Here is a 21,784-nt window from a genome sequence, read left to right as displayed (position 1 = left end):
ATATTAAACAAGGAGTGATAATAATGTATTCACATGAAATAGACTATAAGATTTATGGAGATGATATGCAGTTTGTAGAAATTGAGCTTGATCCTAAAGAAACTGTAATTGCTGAAGCTGGGGCTATGATGATGATGGACTCTGGCATACAAATGGAAACTATATTTGGAGATGGCTCACGTAGTTCAGGTGGAGGATTCATGGATAAACTTTTCGGAGCTGGTAAAAGAGTACTTACAGGAGAAAGTTTATTTATGACGGCTTTTACAAATTTATCTCATGGAAAGATCCATGTAGCTTTTGCATCACCTTATCCAGGAAAAATTATTCCTATGGATTTAATGCAATTAGGAGGAAAGTTAATCTGTCAAAAAGACGCTTTTTTATGCGCTGCAAAAGGGGTATCTGTAGGTATAGATTTTAAGAAAAAATTAGGAGTAGGATTTTTTGGAGGAGAAGGCTTTATTCTTGAAAAGCTTGAAGGTGATGGTTTAGCATTTGTTCATGCATGTGGTACTATAGTAAAAAAAGATCTTATGCCAGGTGAGGTTTTAAAAATAGATACAGGATGCCTTGTGGCTATGACAAAAGACATACATTATGATATTGAGTTTGTTGGAGGAATTAAAAATACACTGTTTGGAGGAGAAGGAGTTTTCTTTGCAACAGTATCAGGACCAGGAAGTGTATGGGTTCAAAGTCTTCCATTTAGTAGATTGGCAGAGCGTGTTATATCTTCTGCACCTAATATGGGGGGAAGTAGAAAAGGAGAAGGAAGCATATTAGGGATGTTAGGAGACATAATGGATGGAGATAACTAAAAGATTAATATATCGAAATTAATCGAAAAATATTGAAAATTGTCATAATAGATGATAATATATATAGTATAAACAACTAAATATACAATCAAAGGGACATGAAGAAATACGTACTTAATTTGGGCATCTTGTATGTATGGAGTTAGTGATGCAACCGACCCGATATTCATTAATCATAATTTTTATAATTAATGAATATCGGGTCTTTATTTATATTATAAAGAATTGTATTAAAAAATTTATGTTAAAACTAAGTAATATTGATGTTTTTAGGAAACAATAAAATTAATAAATAGAATTTCACAATTAAATATATTTTTAAAATATATTTAAAATACAAAAATGATAAGAAAGGGTGTATTTTATGAAAAGAATAAAAAAAGGTTTTACTTTAGTTGAATTATTAGTTGTCATTGCAATTATAGCTATTCTTGCAGCCGTTATAGCACCAAATGCTTTTAAAGCCATTGAAAAAAGTAAAGTTTCAGCTGCTGAAACAGATTATAAGGCTATAAAAACAGCATCTTTGAGTTATTATTCAGATACTGGTAAATGGCCAGCAAATGCAACTGCTTCCAGTGGATTTGTAACTAAACCTACAAATGCTCCAACTGGTTGGAATGGACCATATATGGAAAAATGGCCAACAAGAAACCCTTGGGGTGGAAGTTACACATTTGTAGTTGGTGCAGATGCAACTACTAATTTAGGACTTACTACAAATACTAAGGCAGTAAAACTAACTAGTTTAAATACACAGGCAGTAGATAGACTTGAAGCAGATTTAGATGGAACAGCAGATGCAGATGCTGGTGTTGTAAGATATAGTACAGATAAGACTACAGTATATTTAATAATATCTGAACAATAAGATATTGTAACATTAGCGCATTAAGTTTTGGTTAAATTTAATGCGCTTAATATTCTTAAAAATTATGTGTTAGGAGGGGATGTTTTGAAAAACAAGAAAGAGGGGTTTACATTAATTGAAGTTGTAATAGCTGTGATGCTAATTGCAGGGACAGTTACCTTGTTTTCTAAAATTTCTTTTACTACCATTAAAGCAAGTAACACTAATAAACAAAGATTAGAAGCATTAATAATAGCACAAAATTATATTGAAAATATTAGGTTTAATAGAGATAAAAAAATAATCAAAGATTTGAGTTCATTAAAGGAATTTTTAGAAGACACAGGGTTTGAAACTTCTAACATTAAAGTTATAAAGAGTGAAAAAAAAGATGGTATATCATATAACGTTTCTATAGAGAGCAGTGAATCAGAAGAAGGGTTAATAGAGATAATTGTTGGGGTTAAACCTCAAGATAGTAATGATATAAAAATTGGAACTAAATTATTTGTGCAGAAATAATTTATTATGTTGGTGAAAATATGAAAAATGAAAAAAATCTAAATAAAAAAGGATCAGCACTTCCTATTGCTATTATTGTAGGTATACTTATCATATCCATGAGTGCTATTTTGATAAGTACTATAACAAATGAAGTTTACATTCGTAAAGGAACTGAAGAAAGAGTTAAAGCTAAATATATTGCAGAAGCAGGCATTGAAAATGGTATTTATTTATATAATCTTAAAGTAAAAAATAATGAAAGTATAAAAGAAAATTTTTCTCATAGAGATTCAGTTGGAGATCTCGGAAATTATTATTTAGAATATAATCCACCTTTAGAAAATAGTAATATAGCTATTTTTTATTCTACAGGAATAACTAAAGATAATAAATCAATAAAAATGCAAGCTAAGTTAGATACAAGTAATGGAAGGATATTAAGTTGGGATGAACTTAAGTAGGATAAATTTCATTAGGGGTGATATATAAATGAAAAAATTTAAACTTAAGAAGCATAATAAAAAAGGATTTACCTTAGTAGAACTTTTAGTTGTTATAGCAATAATTGCTATTTTAGCAGCAATTATTGCACCGAATGCGTTTAAAGCTATAGAAAAAAGTAAAGTAGATAAAATAGTAGGTGATTGTAAGGCTATAGAAAGTGCTACTTTAAATCATTATGCTGATACTGGTGAATGGCCTCGTTTTGATGGGGGAGGTAGCACAAATAGTAAAGGCTTTTTTCAAAATCATGGTGATGGACTTTCAAATTGGGATGGACCTTATTTGGAACGTTGGCCTAAAAACCCATTTAATGCAGGAAATTTAGAAAGTGATTATAATTATCAGTTAGATTATAGAATTATGAATAATGAAAAAAACTTAGTTATAGAAATATCATTAAAGGGTATTAATAATTATGAAGATATAACAAATATGTTAGACGATGTTATAGATAAAGGAGATGGAAAAGTTAATGGTAAAATCCAATGGAAGAGCAATAATCCTTGGATTACATGGGTTCTTGTAAAAAATGCAGAAGGAGTAAAATATAAAAATGGTACTGCTTTCCCAGCACATCGATAAAGAATATGAATATGAAAATGAAAAAATTAAATAAAAAAGGATTTACCCTTGCAGAACTTTTGATATCTTTAGGTATTATGAGTTTTATAATAATGACTGCTTACTCTTTTATGAATTCTTCATCAAGATTAATCCAAAGACAGATAAATGCATCAAATACTCAAAATGATATTAGATTTGCTGTGGAATGGATAACAAAAGATCTTGAAAATGCAGAAAATTTTAATATTGGTAAAGAGCAAGATATTTCATATATTATTGGAGATATAAAGTATTATAAGGTTCAGCAGGGTGAAATAGGAGAAAATAAAGTTTATAAAATCATAAGAGAATCTCCAATAGAAGGAAAAATTATTCTTATAGAAAATGTATCCCAAAGTGAAGATGCATTTAAGATTACAAAAAACGAAAATATATTCAATGTAAATATAATAATAAAAGATAAATTAAATAATGACAAAAGTACAAATTTTAAAGTAAGCAGTAGAAAAGATATATCATTTAACATTAAACCTAAACCTGATGTAGATGTAGATAGTAATAAACCATTTATTGATATAAATAATAATGGGGTTTTAGATGAAAATGATTATAATATTGAATTTGATAGAAATGGAACATATGACTCGGACAACGATGTTAAATATACTAAAGGAACTTTAGTTTTTCCAGCTAATTTTAATGTTGAAGAAGATAAAACAATAATTTGTATAGTTAAAGATGGGATAAGAGTGAAAGAAGGAGTAAAAGTAACTACTTCAAACAATGGGAAGATAGTTTTAGATTCACGAAGTATAATTGCTAGTGGAGCAGAGTTAAATTCTAGTGGAAGTGGAAATAAAAAAGGTGAGATAGTTTTAAAGTCTAAAGATACTATTAATCTTACTAGAACAAAATTAAAAATTGATGGAAAAGGAAGTAAGAATGCAAAAGGAAATATAACAGTAACAGCTAACGGAAGCATTCAAGCCAGTTATATAGATATAACTACTAATTCTAGTGGTAGTGGCAAAGGAAATATTGACATATCATCACGTGGAAGTATTATGTTAAGCTATTCTAATGTAAATTCTAGCTCTAATGGTAAAGGAAATTCATCTGTAAGTATATCTTCAAGTGGAAGTATTAATTGTGTATTTTCAAAGTTAACAGCTTCTAAAAATGGAAAGAGTTATTCATCTATAGAAATAGAAGCTAGTGGTGCTATTGATAGTAGATTTGTACAAAAAAATGGAAATGGTTATATAACTATAAGGTAAATATATCACATAACAGTAAGAAAAGAGGGATAGTATGGGTAAAGTAAGAAAAAGATTAGGAGAAATACTCATAGATTCTGGACTTATAACAAAAGAAATTTTAGAAAAAGTATTGAAAATTCAAAAGGGTACAGGTAAAAAATTAGGAGAACTTTTAGTTACAGAAGGATTTACTACAAATCAACAAATAGTAGAAGCAGTAAGAAAACAATTAGGGATAGATTATATAAACCTTGAAAATGTAAATATAAGACAAGAAATAATTAAGATAATACCAGAAACTATGGCAAGGAAATATGAAGTAATTCCTGTGGATATAATAAATGGACAGCTGCTAGTTGTAATGAGTGATCCATTAAATTATTTTGCTATAGAAGAAATTAAGGCTGCAACTGGATATGTTTGTAAAATAGCTATAACATTGAGAACATCTATTTTAGAAAATATAGAAAAATATTATGGTAAAAGTAAGGCTGAAGAAGCTGCAAAAAACTATGGAAAAGTTCATGGATATAGAAGGGATGAAGCTAAAGATAATGATGAATATATAGATGAAGATGCAGCTCCAATTATAAAATTTATTAATACAGTAATTGATAATGCAGTATTAAACGATGCTTCTGACATTCATATAGAACCTTATGAAAATGAAATGAGAGTACGATATAGAATAGATGGAACTTTAAGGCAAATAATGAGAGTAGATATTGGTATGCTTGAAGCTGTAATAAGTAGAATAAAAATAATGGCGGAGTTAAATATTGCAGAAAAAAGACTTCCTCAAGATGGAAGAATTAATTTCAAATCAAAACAAAAAAATATAGATTTAAGAATATCTGTAGTACCAACAATAATGGGCGAAAAAGTAGTAATGAGAATTTTAGATAAGAGCAATTTTTCTATAGATTTAGATAATATAGGATTAGAGAGTGAAGAGCTGATTAAATTAAATAATATAATTAAAAAACCATATGGTATAGTTCTTGTATGTGGTCCAACAGGAAGTGGAAAGACTACAACTTTATATTCTGTATTAAATATACTAAATGATTCTTCAAAAAATATAATTACAATTGAAGACCCTGTAGAATACAATTTAAAAGGTATAAATCAAATGCAGGTAAATAATAAAATTGGGTTTAATTTTGCATTAGGATTGAGAAGTATATTAAGACAAGATCCTGATATAATACTTGTTGGTGAAATTAGAGATAGTGAAACTGCTGAAATATCTATAAGATCAGCGCTAACAGGTCATTTGGTTTTATCAACTATTCATACTAATAGTGCAGTAGGGGCTATAACTAGACTTGAAGATATGAAAATTGCTCCATTTTTATTATCCTCTACAGTTACAGGTATAATAGCTCAAAGACTTGTAAGAAAGATATGTCCAAATTGCATAAAAGAATATATAAGTGATGAAAAAGAAATGAGGTTATTAGGAATAGATAATCCTGTAAAACTGAAAAAAGGAATAGGATGCAGTATATGTAACGGTACAGGATATAAAGGTAGAGTTGGTATTTTTGAGGTTTTAGAAATAAAAAAAGAAATAAAAGAATATATAGATTCACAAAAATCAGAGACATTAATAGAAGATATTGCTGAAAAGAGTGGAACAAGATTATTAAGAGATTCATGTATAAGAAAAGTTTTAGAAGGAATAACTACTGTTGAAGAAATGTTAAGAGTAACGTATGGATATTAAAAGGTTGTGGATAATTTATGCAAAAATTTTCATATAAAGCATTAGATACAAATATGAATGTTATAAAAGATTATATTGAAGAAGATAATATAGAAAATGCAATAGAAAAGTTAAGAATAAAAGGGTATAAGGTAATAAAAATAAAAAAAAGTCGTAGTTTATTAGATATAAAACTAGGAGGAAACAAATTAAAGGATGAACACATAGCAAGTTTTTGTGGACAAATGGGAATTATAATAAATACAGGAGTAAGTATATTAAAAGGATTAGATATAATAAAAAATCAAGATAAAAAGTTAAAAAAGGCATCAGAAGCGGTGCTTAAAGGAGTAAAAAGAGGTGAAACACTTGGAAAGTCTATGGAGGATTCTGGAATGTTTCCGGTTGTTTTAACTCATATGGTTTATTCAGGTGAAGTAAGTGGTAATATAGATGAAATACTATTTAATATGGAAAATTTTTATCAAAGAGAAGCTCATATAAAAAATAAAATAAAAAATGCTTCTATATATCCAATAGTATTACTTGTATTAACTATTGCTATGCTTATGTTTTTTAATTTATTTATATTTTCTAAGATAAGTAATATATTTGCAGATAGTAAAAACTTACCTAAGATAACTATTTTTATTATGAATACAATGAATTTTTTTAATAATAATATTTTACTTGTACCTTTTGTAGTATTAGGTCTAATAGTTTTAATTAGATATGTTACTAAAGTACCAAGAATGAAATATTTTTTAGATAAGATTGTGTTAAAAATACCAGTTGTTGGTGAAGTTAAAAAATACATTATAATAAATAGATTTTGTAGAAGTATGGGTATATTTATAAGATCAGCAGTACCAATTTTAACAGCATTAGATAATATACAACGTATAATTAATAATAGTTTTGTATCATATAAAATCGGAAATGCTAAAAAGAAAATAGTAAATGGAGCTAAAATAGCAGATACGCTGCAAGATGAAAAAATTTTTGATGATTTAACTATTCACATGATAAGAATAGGAGAAGAAACAGGAAAACTTGAACAGATGTTTTTTAAACTTACAGATATATATGACAAGAAGGTTGAAATTGGAATAAATAAATTGATGGCACTTGTAGAACCACTATTTACTTTAATAATTGGATTAGTAGTTGGTGTTGTAATGATAGGTATAGCTTTACCTATATTTAAAATGTCAAATACTATATAGATACTCTAATGAAAAATGATAATGGAGGATTAAATTTTGATTATAGGAAATAAAGTAGTATTTAAAGTTAGTGAAAATTATATTGACATTGCTTTATTATCTTATAAATTTACTAAAAGAAAAATTAAAAAGATAAAAACAATCGATATTGAGAGTAATGTTGAGTTTAATATTGATGAGAATGTAGACAAAATAAATACGTTTTTGTCAGAAAACAATATTAAAGATAACAAGGCAATAGTAGTTTTAGAGTTAGATGGAATAATAACAAGGTTAGTAGAAATTCCGTTTATGAAGAAAAAAGAAGTTGAGTCTTTTGTGCATAATAATATTGATGAATACTTTACTGTAAATATAGATGAATATTATTATGATTATAAAATACTAGATATTGATAAGGGTGAAGAAAAAAAAATATATTTGCTTTTGGTGGTTTTTCCAAAACATAAAATCGATAGTATAGTACTGTTAGTTGAAAATTGTGGATTAAATTTAGATAAGATAACTATTTATCCAGATTGTATATTAAGATTTTTTAATAAAAATTGGTATGATACTACAGCTATATTAGATATTTCAAGAGGAAAAATCAATATGACTATATTAGAAAAAAAGAAATTATTTTTATATTCCAATATGCATTTGTCAATACCTGAATCTTTAGAACAAAATTATGATGAAATACTAGAAAATGTAGAGTATTTTTTAAATTTCTATTCTTCTAGGCATTTTGGAAATAAGGTAGATAAAATTCATTTAATAGGACAAATTTCACAAGATAAACAAATTTTTAAATTAATTAAGGAACAATTTGATATAGATGTAATAGCAGGAATAGATTACGAAATGACTAAAAAGGTATTTGTACCTCCTGAAATTGATATCAATGAATATTGTGATATATTAGGGTGTGATTTAAACATTCCTGAAATTTATAATAAAGCTATAAATTTTAATCAAATTTTAAAGAAGGATGAGGAAATCTTTACAAGGAGAAATAGTATAGCATTTTCAGTTGCTATGTTAGCTTTAATGTTGAGTGGTTGGGGGATTGGTACGAATTTCTATGTGAAAAATAATTTTACTAAATATGATACTAAGGTGTTAGATGAACAAATAAAAAAAATTGGTAATATTGATGTGAAATATAAAGAAATACTAGATACAAAAAAGGAATATGAGAAAAAACAGGAAACAATTAAAAAAATAAAACAAGATGAACTTAAATATTTAGAGTACTTAGAAAGAATAAGAAAGGGATTGCCGTCAGATGTTTATGTAAGAAATATTTATGTAGATAAAGATAAGGTTGATTTAGTAGTAAATATAAATAAAAGCACACTTGATAAAGTTAAACTTGTTATTGCTATAAATAATATAGGTATTTTTGAACATGTTGAGCTAGATTCAATTAAACTTAATGATTCTGAAAATGAAGCTAAATTTACATTAATAATAAAAGAACCTCTGTAAGGATGTGATTACAAGGTGGAAAGAGACAAAAGAAAAACTGAGATAATGATTCTAATTATAATAATTATAGTAGGGGTAAATTACTCTTTATATAGATATTATTTTATTCCTAAACATAATGAAGTTAAACGTATTAAGCAAGAGTATGAAACTAAAAGTGAAAAACTAAGAGAGGCTAAAATTTTACAGGGTAAAGTAAGTAATATTAAAAAGGAAACTGAACAATTGAAAAAAAACATAAAATCATTAGATGATTTAACATCAAATCAGATTGATACTCCTCAACTTATTTATGATTTATATAATTCATGTACTAAATATGGAATTAACGGAGATGAAGTTAAATTCCAATTGATTTTACCAAAAGCTGCTAATGAACAAGAAACTTCTTCAAATGCAGAAAGTACATCTTCAGATACACACCTTTCAGATGATGTTATTAGACTTTCTATAGATTTAAAAGTTAATGGTGATAAATATAAAATAGAAAAATATATAAAAAATTTAAACAATATAACAACTAGAAAGCTTAATGTAAAAAGTATAAATCTTTTAGCTACAGAACAACAAAATTTGCAAGAAATAAATTATACAAAAGAAGATATAGTAGATAGTGAAAATTTAAATACTAATGTGGAAAAAACTCAACCCAATGGTACTGAAGGTGAGGCTAATAAACAAGAAACTCAATCAAATGTTGCTGAAGATGAGGTTAATCAAGAAGGAGTTCAGATAAATGGTACTGAAGAGCAAACTAATAAATCTACTATAGTAGTAGATGATAACATTTTAGCGGAGATAGTTTTTTATCAATATATTAAAGTAGATAAAGAAAAATATGAAAAGATTAAAAATTACAGTTTTTATGATAAGAAAATAGGATTTAAATCAATAGCAGAAATGTTTAAAAAATGAAAAAGTTAATTCGATTGACATTAATTGAAAAATAATGTATAATACAATCGAAAATTGAATAAATATGTTTTAGGTGTTTTATTTATTAAAATGAAAAGGGAAATCGGTGAAAATCCGATGCAGCCTCTGCTACTGTAAGAGTGGACAAATCTCAATCAACCACTGATAATTCGGGAAGGTGAGAGTAGGAAGAAACTCAAGTCAGGAGACCTGCCTAAAATGTTTATATATCTTGCGGAGTGAAAAGGTATATATATAAGCGATATTAAAAAATTTATAAAATTATTACTATATATGCTAGTAAGATCTTCGTGAGAAGGTCTTTTTTTTATTGAATGTAAAAATATAAATAGATGTAAAGGTTTAATATGTTATATAAGAAAGGAGATTTTTTAACATAAATAAATGTAAAAGTTTAATACATTACATAAAAAGAAAAGGAGATTTTTTATATGAGAAAGATTAATTCAAAAGTTATTGCTTTAATTATAGTTTTAAGTGTATGTACAAGCTTAATATGTGTAGGATGTGGAAATAAAGCCACTAATAAGGTTAGTGTACAAAAAACATCAACATCAAAAGAAATTAAGTTAAAATATTCTAAAGGTTTTAATATCAAATATTTAGAGGATGGAGTTAAGATAGTTACTGATGGTGAGAATAGAAAATTACTTTTAGTACCTCGTGGAAAGAAAGCTCCGAAAGATTATAAATTACCAGTTATCTATACACCTGTAAAAAAAATAGTACCTTTCTCTACAATACAAGTTTCTATATTAAGAGCTTTAGGTGAATTAGATAGTGTAGTAGGAGTTACAACTAAAGAAGATAAATGGTTTATAAATGACATAAAAAAGGGAATGAAAGACGGTAAAATAGCTTTTGTGGGTAAAAGTAGAACTCCAGATTATGAAAAAATACAATCAATAAAACCAGAAGTAGTTATTTTACATACAGGAAGTTCAAGTCAAGACAAGCAAATGGCTAAAATGGATGAATTGGGTATACCTTATTTTATAGATAATGATTACATGGAAAAGACTCCACTTGGAAGATTAGAATGGATTAAATTATTAGGAGCTTTTTATAATAAAGACAAAGAAGCTGAAGAGTACTTCAATAAAGTGGAAGTTAATATTAAAAATATTGAAAATAAGGTAAAAAGTAATAAGAAACCAAAAGTAGCATATGCATTTATATTTAAAGGAAAAGTTTATGTTCCTAGAGGAGGTTCATATTATTCAAAAATTATAGAAAAAGCTGGAGGAGATTATATACTAAAAGATTTAGAGCCCAATAAACCAGGAAATGCAAAAATATCTGTAGAAGAGTTTTATGCTAAAGCAATGAATGCAGATATCTTAATATATGATAATACTAGTGACATATCAGTTAAATCTATAAAAGATATAGTAAATCATGGAGACGTACTATCACAAATAAAACCAATAAAAGATGGAAAAGTTTTTGGTATAAACAAATGTTATTGGCAAAGTTCTGATAAAATAGATGAAATTATACAAGATATGACTTCAGTATTTTATCCACAACAATTTAAAGATAGTAAGCATAATTATTATTATAAATTACATTAGTGAATATTTAAAAATGCATATAATATAGGAATAAAAATATAATTTAAGATTTTCTGTTTAACAGAAAATCTTAAATTATATAATTAAGAAATTATTTTAATTTTTTTACTGCGAAAGTTGAGATATTAATAAATTAGAAGTTGTAAATTGAAGGTTATAGCTTAAACATGTATGTTAATAGGGGGATTTAATTTGAAAAATAGAAGGCTGAGTAAAAATATAATAATATTTAGTGTATTGTGTATAGTGCTCATAATTTCATTTTTATTAAATGTAGGATTAGGATCTATAAAAATAAGTATAAGTGAAATATTTAAAGTTATTTTAAAAAAAGAGGGAAGTAATCAGATGTTTAGCTCTATTATATGGAAGATAAGACTTCCAAGAGCTTTAGCATCAATGATAGGGGGAAGTGCACTTGCCTTATCGGGATTATTATTGCAAATATTTTTTAGAAACCCAATAGTAGGACCTTTTGTTTTAGGTATATCTTCAGGTGCTACGTTATTTGTGGGACTTACTATTTTGGCAGGTATAAGTTTTGGATTTTCAATGTCATCACCACTATTTTCATTTTTTTCAGCTTTTTTCGGTTCGTTATTAGTTATGTTATTAGTGCTTTTAGTAGCAAGAAAAGTTAAGAATACTTCTACTTTATTAATAATAGGATTAATGATTGGATATGTTTGCTCAGCTATTACACATTTTTTAGTAACTTTTGCGAACAAAGAACAACTTCAAGGATTTTATTTATGGACTCTTGGAAGTTTTTCAGGGTTTACATGGCAGAAACTTAAAATACTATTTTTTATTGTAATGCCTTTTCTTATTATATCTTTTTTAATATGTAAGCCTTTAAATGCACTTTTACTTGGACAAAACTATGCCAGAAGTATGGGAGTAGATGTTAAAAAAACAAGGATCATTATAGTTTTTTTATCAAGTATATTAGCAGCAGTGCCTACTGCATTTTCTGGTCCCATTTCATTTATAGGATTAGCAGTACCGCACATAGCTAGGTTATCTTTTGGTACATCAGATAACAGAATATTAATTCCAGCAGCGATACTTTTAGGAGGGGTGGTTACCTCTTTGTGTGATATGATTGCGCGAATGATGTTTTCTCCAGTGGAATTAGCTATAAGTACAGTAACATCTATTATTGGAGCCCCAATAGTAATATGGCTTTTACTTAAAAGGAGGAAAAATGTATGAGCATTGTAGAAACAAAAAAATTAGCTGTTGGATACAATAATAAGGTTGTTATAGATAATATAGAATTAGAAATAAAAAAAGGTGAAGTTATATGTCTTTTAGGTCCTAATGGAGCTGGTAAGTCTACTATATTAAAAACTATTTCTGGACAACTTCAATCTGTAAAAGGTAATGTTTATATTTATAATGAAGATATTAAAAAGATAAATCAAAGTAATTTAGCAAAAAAAATGTCAGTAGTGTTGACTGAAAGAGTAATACCGTCTTTAATGACTAGTTTTGAATTTGCGGCAATGGGTAGATATCAGTACACAGGTTTTTTTGGTAAATTATCTGATGAAGATGTAAATATAGTAAATGAAATATTAAAGTTAGTTAATGCTGAAAATTTAGCTAATAGATATTTTGAACAATTAAGTGATGGAGAGAAGCAAAAAATACTTTTAGCAAGGGCTTTGTGTCAAGAACCTGAGATTATAATTTTAGATGAACCAACGTCATATTTAGATATACGTCATAAATTTGAACTACTAAATATTTTAAACAAACTTTCTAAAGAAAAAGGAATAACAGTAATACTTTCACTGCATGAAGTTGATATGGCTTTAAAAGGATGTGACACAGCTGTTTTAGTTAAAGATGGTAAGATAATGAAAAAAGGTTGTTGTGAAGATATCATAAAAGAAGATGTTATAAAGAAACTTTATGGATTAGAGTTTGGGAATTTTAGTAGTTTATTAGGTACTTTAGAAATACCTAGTTCAATAAAAAAATCAAGAGTATTTGTAATTAGCGGAGAAGGAAAAGGTATACCAATTTATAGATTTCTCACAAAACACCAATATGAAGTTTGTACAGGTATTATTTATGAGAATGATATAGATTATTATATTGCAAATATTTTAGGAGTTAATATAATAAAAGAAAAAGCCTTTGAATCTATTAAGGAAATAAATTTTAAGAAAGCTGTTAATTGTATGAAGAAATGTGAAAAAATTATAGATGCAGGTTCAACTTTTGCAGAACTAAATAAATTAAATGTAGATTTAATAAGAAATGCATTAGAAGTTGGTAAAAAAGTCTATAGTTTTCGAGATAAGGATGAATGTAAAAAGTTATTTAAAGAAAATTATAAAAAATTAATTTATTGTAACAGTGTTAAAGACGTTATAGATTAATAAATTGAAATTTTTTATTCATATTTTAAAATTCATGCAGTAAAATTTTAAATTTTTTATTGACAAAGTTATAAATTTTACATAGAATAGTTATAATAAGTTTTTACAGGTAATAAAAATAATGATATATATCACTCATATATACCTTGAATAAGGCAAGGAGTATCTACCGGAAACCGTAAATTTCCGACTATGTGTGACTATGGTAAGTATATAAACATACCATTTTCACTCATACATTTTGTGAAAATAGTATGTTTTTTTTGCATATAGTAAATAATAGGTAAAGATAGAATAAAGACTAAAAACAAGATTTAAAATATTTAGATTTAAATTACAAATTATTTGAAAGGATGTGCGGTATAGTGGCTATTATATGGAAAACAGGATATACTTTTGATGACGTTTTATTAGTACCAAATAAATCTGAGGTGTTACCAAAGGAAGTTAGTTTGAAAACTAATTTAACTAAAACTATAAAATTAAATATTCCTCTTATGAGTGCTGGCATGGATACTGTTACTGAATCTAAAATGGCAATAGCTATGGCAAGAGAAGGTGGAATAGGGATTATACATAAAAATATGAGTATAGAAAGACAAGCTTCTGAAGTTGATAGAGTTAAAAGACAAGAAAATGGTGTAATAACTGATCCATTTTCACTTTCACCAGAACATAAGATTGAAGATGCTCTAAAATTAATGAGTAAATATAGAATTTCAGGTGTACCAATAACTGTAGATGAAAAACTAGTTGGAATCATAACAAATAGAGATATTGTTTTTGAAAATGATTATTCAAGAAAAATTAAAGAAGTTATGACAAAAGAAAATCTTATAACTGCACCAGAAGGAACTACAGTAGAAGAAGCTAAAGAATTATTAAAAAATCATAAAATAGAAAAATTACCACTTGTAGATAAAGAGAATAATTTAGTAGGATTAATAACTATAAAAGATATTGAAAAAGTAAAGAGATATCCTAATGCAGCAAAAGATTCTAAAGGTAGACTATTATGTGGAGCTGCTGTAGGAGTTACTAAAGATATGATGGTAAGAGTAGATGCTCTTGTTGATGCAAATGTAGATGTAATAACATTAGATACTGCACATGGACATTCAAAAGGAGTTTTAGATGCTGTTAAGGCTGTAAAAACTAAATATCCAGAGTTACAAGTAATTGCAGGTAATGTAGCTACAGCAGAAGCTACAAAGGATTTAATAAAATCAGGAGCTGATTGTGTAAAAGTAGGTATAGGACCAGGATCTATATGTACAACAAGAGTTGTTGCAGGTGTTGGAGTACCTCAACTTACAGCAGTAATGGATTGTGTTGAAGAAGCAAATAAACATGGAGTACCAGTAATTGCAGATGGTGGATTAAAATATTCTGGAGATATAGTAAAGGCGCTTGCAGCAGGAGCTAAAATTTGTATGATGGGTTCAATGTTTGCTGGTTGTGAAGAAGCACCAGGTGAAACTGAAATATATCAAGGAAGAAGCTACAAAGTATATAGAGGAATGGGATCTCTTGCAGCAATGCAGTGTGGTAGTAAGGATAGATATTTCCAAGAAGACAGCAAGAAATTAGTTCCAGAAGGTGTAGAAGGTAGACTACCATACAGAGGATATGTTACAGAGACTATTTTCCAAATGCTAGGCGGAATTCGTTCAGGAATGGGATATTTAGGGGCTAAAACATTAGAATATTTATATGAAAATGCTAAATTTGTAGTACAGACTTCAGCAGGATTTAGAGAAAGTCACCCACATGACATAAACATAACTAAAGAAGCACCAAACTATAGCGTAAACAGATAGTTTTTAGATAATATAAGGTTAAAATATGGAGGTGCCGCATGGAAAGAGAATTAGTTTTAGTAATTGATTTTGGTGGACAGTATAATCAGCTTATCGCAAGAAGAGTTAGAGAAAACAGTGTTTATTGTGAAATAGTTCCTTATGATTATTCAATAGAAAAAATAAAAGGAAAAAATCCTAAAGGGATAATATTTACTGGTGGACCAAATAGTGTATATGAAGAAGGTTCTCCAAGATTAGATAAAGAAATTTTTGAATTAGGTATTCCTATACTTGGGATATGTTATGGAGATCAATTAATGGCATATACATTAGGTGGAGAAGTTAAAACTCCAGAAAAAAGAGAGTATGGAAAAACTGAAGTAGATTTAAAAACTGAAAGTTTATTATTTAAAGGTATAGATAGTAAAGACCAATGTTGGATGAGCCACACAGATTATATATCAAAAACACCAGAAGGTTTTGAAGTAATAGCTACAACAGATGAGTGTCCATGTGCTGCTATGGCAAATGTGGACAAAAAATTATATGGAGTTCAATTCCATCCAGAAGTTGAACATACATTATTCGGAAAGAAAATGCTTCAAAATTTCTTGTTTGAGGTTTGTAATTTAAAAGGCGATTGGTCAATGTCTTCTTTTGCACAAGAAAAAATAAAAGAAATAAAAAAATTAGTTGGAGACAAAAAGGTGATATGTGCACTTTCTGGTGGAGTAGATTCATCAGTAGCAGCAGTGATTGTTCATAAAGCTATAGGAAAGCAATTAACTTGTATATTTGTAGATCATGGTCTTCTTAGAAAAGATGAAGGTGATCAAGTAGAAAAAATATTCAAGAAACAATTTGATATGAACTTAATAAGAGTAAATGCTCAAGAAAGATTTTTATCAAAATTAAAAGGTGTATCTGACCCAGAAAGAAAGAGAAAAATAATTGGAGAAGAATTTATTAGAGTTTTTGAAGAAGAAGCTAATAAATTAGGCGATATAGATTATCTTGTTCAAGGAACAATTTATCCGGATGTTGTAGAAAGTGGTACAAAAACATCTGCAACAATAAAGAGTCATCACAATGTAGGCGGACTTCCAGAGGATATGCAGTTTTCTCTTATAGAACCTTTGAGAGAGTTATTTAAGGATGAAGTAAGAGCTGTAGGAGAAGAACTTGGTATACCTCACAAGCTTGTATGGAGACAGCCATTCCCAGGACCAGGTCTTGCTATAAGGGTTCTTGGAGAAATAACTGAAGATAAACTTTTCATTGTAAGGGAAGCGGATGCTATTTTCAGAGAAGAGATTGCAATTGCAGGACTAGATGAAAAGATATGGCAGTACTTTGCATGTCTTCCAAACATTCAATCTGTAGGAGTTATGGGAGATGAAAGAACTTATTGTCACACAATAGCATTAAGAGCCGTAACTTCTTCTGATGCTATGACTTCTGACTGGGCAAGAATACCATATGAGGTATTGGATAAAGTTAGTCGTAGAATTGTTAACGAAGTTAAAGGAGTAAACAGAATTGTTTATGATGTAACTTCAAAACCACCATCTACAATAGAGTGGGAATAAACTAGGCACTGTCTGTGACGTAAATATCATTTATTTATGCTAGGAAATATTTTAGTATTGCTAAGATAATGAGTAAAAGACTTCTAAGTTTAAGTTAGAGTAAAAACTTTAACTAAATTTAGAAGTCTTTTTATTATTACAGATTCACTACAAAACATGTTAGAATAAGTTTTATTTTATTAATTTTACTATATCAGTTATTGAATTTATATTTGTACTAAACATATCAAAAAATTTTAAAGCTAGTACACATTGGAATGCTAAAATTATCATAAATAAGAAAAATACTATACTAAATTTTATGAATTAGTTTAATCTTAAGATGATATTAAAGGTTATATTATAATAGAGAAATAATATATTATATCATTGCATATTATTTCCTAATGATAATTTTCGATATTTACAAGGAAGTAATCCTGTGCTTTTTCGAAACAATTGTGAAAAACGGCTAGCGCTTTGATATCCTACAATTCGTGCAATTTGACCTATACTTAAATCTGTATTTGCTAAAAGATGTTCAGCTTGACTCATACGTCGATGTTGAATGTATTCTGTGATAGTACACTTATGTACCTTTTTAAATGTGGATTTTAATTTGGTAGTTCCCATACATGCTATTTGAGCAAGTTGTTCTAAATGTAAGTCAAAAGCATAATGATCATTTATATAACTAGTAACAGTTTCTAAGTGATTGAAATCTTGTTTTGTTATTCTTTGTGAAATTTTTGGCTTCATTTGTTTTGATCTTTCTACAATAAGAGATATTGACTCTGCAACTTTACCTTCATAAAATAGTTTTGCGGCCATTCCAGTTCCACGATAACTTTTTATTTGATTTAATAATAAAACCATTTCTGGAAAATCGGTTGCTTCGTTTATGCTCAGTAGAGCAGAGTGTATGTTTATATATTCCGTTGGATATTTTTTACTTAAGTAATTCTCATAATATTCTGGTGTTAGCTCGATACCAATTGAACGGATTGGTATATTTTTATGAAATAATGCTTGGTATACATTTTCATTACTCCAATATCCTTTTACACATCCTGCATTTAATCGTTTATATGGGTTTAATTCTTCACCTGAAATAGAGTCATAATAAGTAATACTTAAATATTCTGGTAATTGACATTTTAGAAAATAGTCTTCATAAAAGAAAAAATTATGTATAACGATTGCAAACAGGTCTTCATGAGTATATATCCAATAATATCCTTTGCCTATATTAGGATCAATTCTGTAGGTTTGACCCATTACATTGTATTGTTGATTAGGGTCTTCAAGTGTAAATCCTTTTTCAAGTAGATAAGGTTCGTGAATATCTTTAATAATACTTTTCATCAAATCTCCTCCTAATATTATGATTGGACTAATTTTTATTACGATTAGACGAATATATCTACAAATTATTGTGATTTTTTAGATACATTGTATACTTTAACTATAGATAGCAATAACTAACTTATTGCTATTTTAATGTCTAGTAATGACTTTGTCAATGAGGCTTGACAGGGGAAAATATACAATTTTGTTAGGAGGAATTTTATATGATTAATACAACACCTAATATTAAAAAAGGATTAACAGTTAAAGATTTGGTGACAGCAGGTATTTTTTCTGCACTTTTTTTTGTAGTGACTGTTATTGGAGGAATATTTTTTGCACCAAACCCAGTGTTAACTTTTTTATTGCCACCAGCTGTAGCTCTTCTTACAGGACCAATTTACCTTTTGCTTTTAGCTAAAGTGCCAAAACATGGACCTATTATCATTCTTGGTATTTTAATGGGATTACTTATGTTTGTAACAGGAATGTATTGGATGTGGACAGTAGCTTATGTGATACTTGCTATTATTGCAGAATTAATTTCAGGATTAGGTAAATTCAAAAATATAAAATTGAATATTTTAGGATTTATGATTTTTTCATTAAATCCTCTTGGTTCTTATATGATGCTTTGGATAAATCAGAAAAAATACATAGAATATCTAGTTGGAAAAGGAACAGAGCAGAATTATATGAATACTATGATTGCCACAGCAAAGGATTGGATGATTCCAGCAATTATTATTGGAACATTATTATGTGCATTGATTAGTGCTTTACTTGGTAAAAGATTACTTAGAAAACAATTTGAAAAAGCAGGAATTGTAGCATGAAGCTATCATTTAAAACTGGGAACAAAAAGCAGGGACTTATACATATAGACCCAAGAACAAAATTATTTATTCTTTTAGCAGGTAATTTGTCTGTACTATTTGCGGGATCTATAAAGTATGAAATAATATTTGCAAGTGCTATTTTATTACTTGGAATTCTTTGCGGTGCATATGAATTTTCATTAAAAATGGCTATTACATATTTTATCATATTAATAATTCAGATGTTGGGTTCAATATATTTAAGTGGAACTTGTAAAATAATGATTGTAAGTTTTTCCATGTTTATACGAAAAATATTTCCATGCGGTATGCTTGGCGGAATATTAATTTCCACAACACGAGTAAATGAATTTATGGCTGCCATGAATCGTATTCATATGCCTAAAAATATAGTAATCTCTCTAACTGTAATGATGAGATATTTTCCAATGATTGGAGAGGATTGGGGACATATTAAAGATGCAATGAAAATGAGAGATGTATCGCTGTCATTTCGCAGTTTGGTAGTGAATCCACTTCAGACAATAGAATGTATGTATGTTCCACTTATGATGTCTGCTTCTAAAATATCAGATGAACTTTCTGCAGCAGCAATTACAAGAGGAATTGAAAATCCAAAACTTCGTACGTGTCTTCAGAAGATTCATTTTTCATATGTGGATATTATTTGTACAATTTGCTTTTCCATATTATTAGGAATAGCAATTACAACATAGAGGAGGCAGAAGATTGATTAAAATAGAAGATGCTTCTTTTTCTTATAATGGGAAAGAAGGAAATGGAATTAAAAATGTTAATATTACAATTAAAAAAGGTGAATGTATTTTGCTTACTGGACGTAGTGGATGTGGTAAAACTACAATTATACGTATGATTAATGGTTTAATTCCAAATTTTTATTCCGGAGATCTGAGAGGATCTATAAAAATAGATAAAAAAAATATATTAGATATGCCCATGTATGAAATTGCAGAAAAAGTAGGATCGGTATTTCAAAATCCAAGAACTCAGTTTTTTAATGTAGATACAGATAGTGAAATTGCATTTGGTATAGAAAATCTTTCCTATCCATACGAGAAATTAAAAGAATGTGTAGAAAAAACAAAAAATGATTTGCATATTGAAAAATTGATGGGAAGAAGTATTTTTGAATTATCTGGAGGAGAAAAACAGAAAATAGCTTTTAGTTCTATTTATGCTATGTCACCAGATATTTATGTTCTTGATGAACCATCGTCTAATTTAGATGTAGATGCTACAATGGAGCTTCGTGATAATTTAATGATGTTAAAAAAACAAGGAAAAACAATTATAATAGCTGAACATAGACTTTATTATCTTAAAGATATTATTGATAAGGCAGTTTATGTAGATAATGGGGAAATTAAAAAAATATATACGAAAGAAGAATTTGTTGAAATTCCAGAAGAACAAAGAATAGAAATGGGTCTTAGAGTCATGAATTTATCTAGCATAGTACCACTAGAAAATAAAAAAAAATCAAAAAAACATACTTTAAAAATAGATAATATGAGTACATATTATAAAAACAAAGTTATTATGGATAATATTTCTGTTGGTGCAGCGCGTGGAGAAATTATTGGAATTATAGGACATAATGGAGCTGGTAAGTCTACATTCTTACGAAGTGTTTGTGGATTACATAAGGGATGCAGTGGAAGTTTTTTATGGGATGGAAAAAAGGTAAATAAAAAACAGCGGTTGAAACTTTCCTATATGGTTATGCAGGATGTTAATTATCAGCTCTTTGCTGAAAGTGTAGAACAGGAATGTTATCTTGGGATTAAAAATCCAGATACTGAAATTGTAAAACAAGTAATGAAAGAATTAAAAATTTATCAGTATAAAAACCGGCATCCTAATACTTTATCAGGCGGTCAAAAGCAGCGTACTGCTGTGGCTGTTAGCATGATTTGTAATAAAGAAATACTTGTTTTTGACGAACCTACAAGTGGGCTTGATTTTGGTAGTATGAAGCAAGTTACAAAATTGTTTACAAAACTGGCTAGTATGGGAAAAATAATTTTTGTAGTTACTCATGATTACGAATTTATTTCTTCTGTTTGCAACCGTATTTTTCATTTTGATGATGGTATGTTAAAAGATGATTTTCTACTAAATGATAAGAATGAAAAAAAACTTAAGGAGTTTTTCATTGTATCTTAAAGAAGGGGTAAAGTATTTCTACAATTTGTTTTTTTATACCTGTAATATTATATTAACATCAGACAATTATGGGTTTATTGAAGGTTAAAATGAGAAGTGTCTAAATAAAAATATAATAAAAAAGTGTTTATAATATTTCTTACAAGAATGTTGTAAACATTTTTTTGTTTTAGTAAATTGACAAAAGATAGAGTGAGATAAATGAATATAGAGTCATATACGAATAAAT

Annotated in this window: 19 protein-coding genes and 3 riboswitches; of the genes, 18 read left to right on the top strand and 1 reads right to left on the bottom strand. The window is 27.9% G+C overall.

Going from position 1 to position 21,784, the window contains the following annotated elements; translation table 11 throughout:
- Positions 1–23 precede the first annotated feature (23 nt).
- From ACFIJ5_RS15250 to guaA, 15 genes are all read left to right on the top strand, one after another.
- Positions 24–821 carry a TIGR00266 family protein gene (locus tag ACFIJ5_RS15250; RefSeq protein WP_379808523.1) on the top strand — a complete coding sequence of 266 codons (798 nt, stop codon included), beginning with the start codon at positions 24–26 and terminating at the stop codon, positions 819–821.
- Between the two features lie 85 nt (positions 822–906).
- A riboswitch (cyclic di-GMP riboswitch) is annotated at positions 907–990 on the top strand.
- A gap of 195 nt (positions 991–1,185) precedes the next feature.
- The gene (locus tag ACFIJ5_RS15245; RefSeq protein WP_379808521.1) at positions 1,186–1,692 is read left to right on the top strand and encodes a type II secretion system protein GspG; all 507 of its coding nucleotides are present in this window, start codon (positions 1,186–1,188) and stop codon (positions 1,690–1,692) included.
- An 84-nt stretch (positions 1,693–1,776) separates the two neighbouring features.
- The gene (locus tag ACFIJ5_RS15240) at positions 1,777–2,193 is read left to right on the top strand and encodes a prepilin-type N-terminal cleavage/methylation domain-containing protein (RefSeq protein ID WP_379808519.1); all 417 of its coding nucleotides are present in this window, start codon (positions 1,777–1,779) and stop codon (positions 2,191–2,193) included.
- A 20-nt stretch (positions 2,194–2,213) separates the two neighbouring features.
- On the top strand, positions 2,214–2,636 hold the full coding sequence (locus ACFIJ5_RS15235; RefSeq protein WP_379808517.1) for a hypothetical protein: 423 nt from the start codon (positions 2,214–2,216) through the stop codon (positions 2,634–2,636).
- Between the two features lie 28 nt (positions 2,637–2,664).
- Entirely contained in the window at positions 2,665–3,261 is a 597-nt protein-coding gene (locus ACFIJ5_RS15230; protein ID WP_379808515.1) for a prepilin-type N-terminal cleavage/methylation domain-containing protein, read from the top strand.
- A gap of 5 nt (positions 3,262–3,266) precedes the next feature.
- On the top strand, positions 3,267–4,520 hold the full coding sequence (locus tag ACFIJ5_RS15225; protein ID WP_379808513.1) for a PulJ/GspJ family protein: 1,254 nt from the start codon (positions 3,267–3,269) through the stop codon (positions 4,518–4,520).
- Between the two features lie 34 nt (positions 4,521–4,554).
- Positions 4,555–6,231: a GspE/PulE family protein gene (locus ACFIJ5_RS15220; RefSeq protein ID WP_379808511.1), complete on the top strand. Its 1,677-nt coding sequence runs from the start codon at positions 4,555–4,557 to the stop codon at positions 6,229–6,231.
- A 17-nt stretch (positions 6,232–6,248) separates the two neighbouring features.
- Positions 6,249–7,436, top strand: coding sequence for a type II secretion system F family protein (locus tag ACFIJ5_RS15215; RefSeq protein ID WP_379808509.1), 1,188 nt, complete (start codon positions 6,249–6,251; stop codon positions 7,434–7,436).
- A gap of 36 nt (positions 7,437–7,472) precedes the next feature.
- Positions 7,473–8,909: a pilus assembly protein PilM gene (gene pilM, locus ACFIJ5_RS15210; protein ID WP_379808507.1), complete on the top strand. Its 1,437-nt coding sequence runs from the start codon at positions 7,473–7,475 to the stop codon at positions 8,907–8,909.
- Positions 8,910–8,924: 15 nt separating this feature from the next.
- The gene (locus tag ACFIJ5_RS15205) at positions 8,925–9,824 is read left to right on the top strand and encodes a hypothetical protein (RefSeq protein WP_379808505.1); all 900 of its coding nucleotides are present in this window, start codon (positions 8,925–8,927) and stop codon (positions 9,822–9,824) included.
- A gap of 54 nt (positions 9,825–9,878) precedes the next feature.
- Positions 9,879–10,056: riboswitch (cobalamin riboswitch) on the top strand.
- 220 nt (positions 10,057–10,276) lie between these two features.
- Positions 10,277–11,419, top strand: a complete 1,143-nt coding sequence (locus ACFIJ5_RS15200; RefSeq protein ID WP_379808503.1) for an ABC transporter substrate-binding protein — start codon at positions 10,277–10,279, stop codon at positions 11,417–11,419.
- 192 nt (positions 11,420–11,611) lie between these two features.
- Entirely contained in the window at positions 11,612–12,634 is a 1,023-nt protein-coding gene (locus ACFIJ5_RS15195; protein ID WP_379808501.1) for an iron chelate uptake ABC transporter family permease subunit, read from the top strand.
- Complete coding sequence (locus tag ACFIJ5_RS15190; protein WP_379808499.1) at positions 12,631–13,812, top strand: ABC transporter ATP-binding protein; 1,182 nt, start codon at positions 12,631–12,633, stop codon at positions 13,810–13,812. Before ACFIJ5_RS15195 ends, ACFIJ5_RS15190 begins: the two co-directional genes overlap by 4 nt.
- A gap of 115 nt (positions 13,813–13,927) precedes the next feature.
- Positions 13,928–14,025, top strand: a riboswitch (purine riboswitch).
- Between the two features lie 152 nt (positions 14,026–14,177).
- On the top strand, positions 14,178–15,632 hold the full coding sequence (gene guaB, locus ACFIJ5_RS15185; protein WP_379808497.1) for an IMP dehydrogenase: 1,455 nt from the start codon (positions 14,178–14,180) through the stop codon (positions 15,630–15,632).
- Between the two features lie 38 nt (positions 15,633–15,670).
- A complete protein-coding gene (guaA, locus tag ACFIJ5_RS15180) occupies positions 15,671–17,203 on the top strand; it encodes a glutamine-hydrolyzing GMP synthase (protein ID WP_379808495.1) in 1,533 nt (510 codons plus the stop codon).
- 366 nt (positions 17,204–17,569) lie between these two features.
- Here the strand turns inward: guaA and ACFIJ5_RS15175 are convergent, their stop codons facing one another.
- Positions 17,570–18,547, bottom strand: a complete 978-nt coding sequence (locus tag ACFIJ5_RS15175) for a helix-turn-helix domain-containing protein (RefSeq protein WP_379808493.1) — start codon at positions 18,545–18,547, stop codon at positions 17,570–17,572.
- A 206-nt stretch (positions 18,548–18,753) separates the two neighbouring features.
- On the opposite strand from ACFIJ5_RS15175, the gene ACFIJ5_RS15170 reads away from it, so the two are divergent.
- From ACFIJ5_RS15170 to ACFIJ5_RS15160, 3 genes are read left to right on the top strand one after another with little or no spacing between them, the layout of a single operon-like run.
- Complete coding sequence (locus tag ACFIJ5_RS15170; RefSeq protein WP_379808491.1) at positions 18,754–19,365, top strand: MptD family putative ECF transporter S component; 612 nt, start codon at positions 18,754–18,756, stop codon at positions 19,363–19,365.
- On the top strand, positions 19,362–20,084 hold the full coding sequence (locus tag ACFIJ5_RS15165) for an energy-coupling factor transporter transmembrane component T (protein ID WP_379808489.1): 723 nt from the start codon (positions 19,362–19,364) through the stop codon (positions 20,082–20,084). The genes ACFIJ5_RS15170 and ACFIJ5_RS15165 overlap by 4 nt, the downstream gene beginning before the upstream one ends.
- A gap of 13 nt (positions 20,085–20,097) precedes the next feature.
- On the top strand, positions 20,098–21,555 hold the full coding sequence (locus ACFIJ5_RS15160; RefSeq protein ID WP_379808487.1) for an ABC transporter ATP-binding protein: 1,458 nt from the start codon (positions 20,098–20,100) through the stop codon (positions 21,553–21,555).
- Positions 21,556–21,784 lie beyond the last annotated feature (229 nt).

Origin of the sequence: Haloimpatiens myeolchijeotgali, from assembly GCF_042688525.2 — a bacterium.
Classification (GTDB): domain Bacteria; phylum Bacillota; class Clostridia; order Clostridiales; family Clostridiaceae; genus Haloimpatiens.
This window is presented reverse-complemented; position numbering and strand designations above follow the sequence as displayed.

What these genes read in the sequence shown, in the direction of transcription:
- ACFIJ5_RS15250 (WP_379808523.1), top strand. Translation starts at nt 24, where the DNA reads ATGTATTCACATGAAATAGACTATAAGATTTATGGAGATGATATGCAG.
- ACFIJ5_RS15245 (WP_379808521.1), top strand. Translation starts at nt 1,186, where the DNA reads ATGAAAAGAATAAAAAAAGGTTTTACTTTAGTTGAATTATTAGTTGTC.
- ACFIJ5_RS15235 (WP_379808517.1), top strand. Translation starts at nt 2,214, where the DNA reads ATGAAAAATGAAAAAAATCTAAATAAAAAAGGATCAGCACTTCCTATT.
- ACFIJ5_RS15230 (WP_379808515.1), top strand. Translation starts at nt 2,665, where the DNA reads ATGAAAAAATTTAAACTTAAGAAGCATAATAAAAAAGGATTTACCTTA.
- ACFIJ5_RS15225 (WP_379808513.1), top strand. Translation starts at nt 3,267, where the DNA reads ATGAATATGAAAATGAAAAAATTAAATAAAAAAGGATTTACCCTTGCA.
- ACFIJ5_RS15220 (WP_379808511.1), top strand. Translation starts at nt 4,555, where the DNA reads ATGGGTAAAGTAAGAAAAAGATTAGGAGAAATACTCATAGATTCTGGA.
- ACFIJ5_RS15215 (WP_379808509.1), top strand. Translation starts at nt 6,249, where the DNA reads ATGCAAAAATTTTCATATAAAGCATTAGATACAAATATGAATGTTATA.
- ACFIJ5_RS15200 (WP_379808503.1), top strand. Translation starts at nt 10,277, where the DNA reads ATGAGAAAGATTAATTCAAAAGTTATTGCTTTAATTATAGTTTTAAGT.
- ACFIJ5_RS15190 (WP_379808499.1), top strand. Translation starts at nt 12,631, where the DNA reads ATGAGCATTGTAGAAACAAAAAAATTAGCTGTTGGATACAATAATAAG.
- guaA (WP_379808495.1), top strand. Translation starts at nt 15,671, where the DNA reads ATGGAAAGAGAATTAGTTTTAGTAATTGATTTTGGTGGACAGTATAAT.
- ACFIJ5_RS15175 (WP_379808493.1), bottom strand. Translation starts at nt 18,547, where the DNA reads ATGAAAAGTATTATTAAAGATATTCACGAACCTTATCTACTTGAAAAA.
- ACFIJ5_RS15170 (WP_379808491.1), top strand. Translation starts at nt 18,754, where the DNA reads ATGATTAATACAACACCTAATATTAAAAAAGGATTAACAGTTAAAGAT.
- ACFIJ5_RS15165 (WP_379808489.1), top strand. Translation starts at nt 19,362, where the DNA reads ATGAAGCTATCATTTAAAACTGGGAACAAAAAGCAGGGACTTATACAT.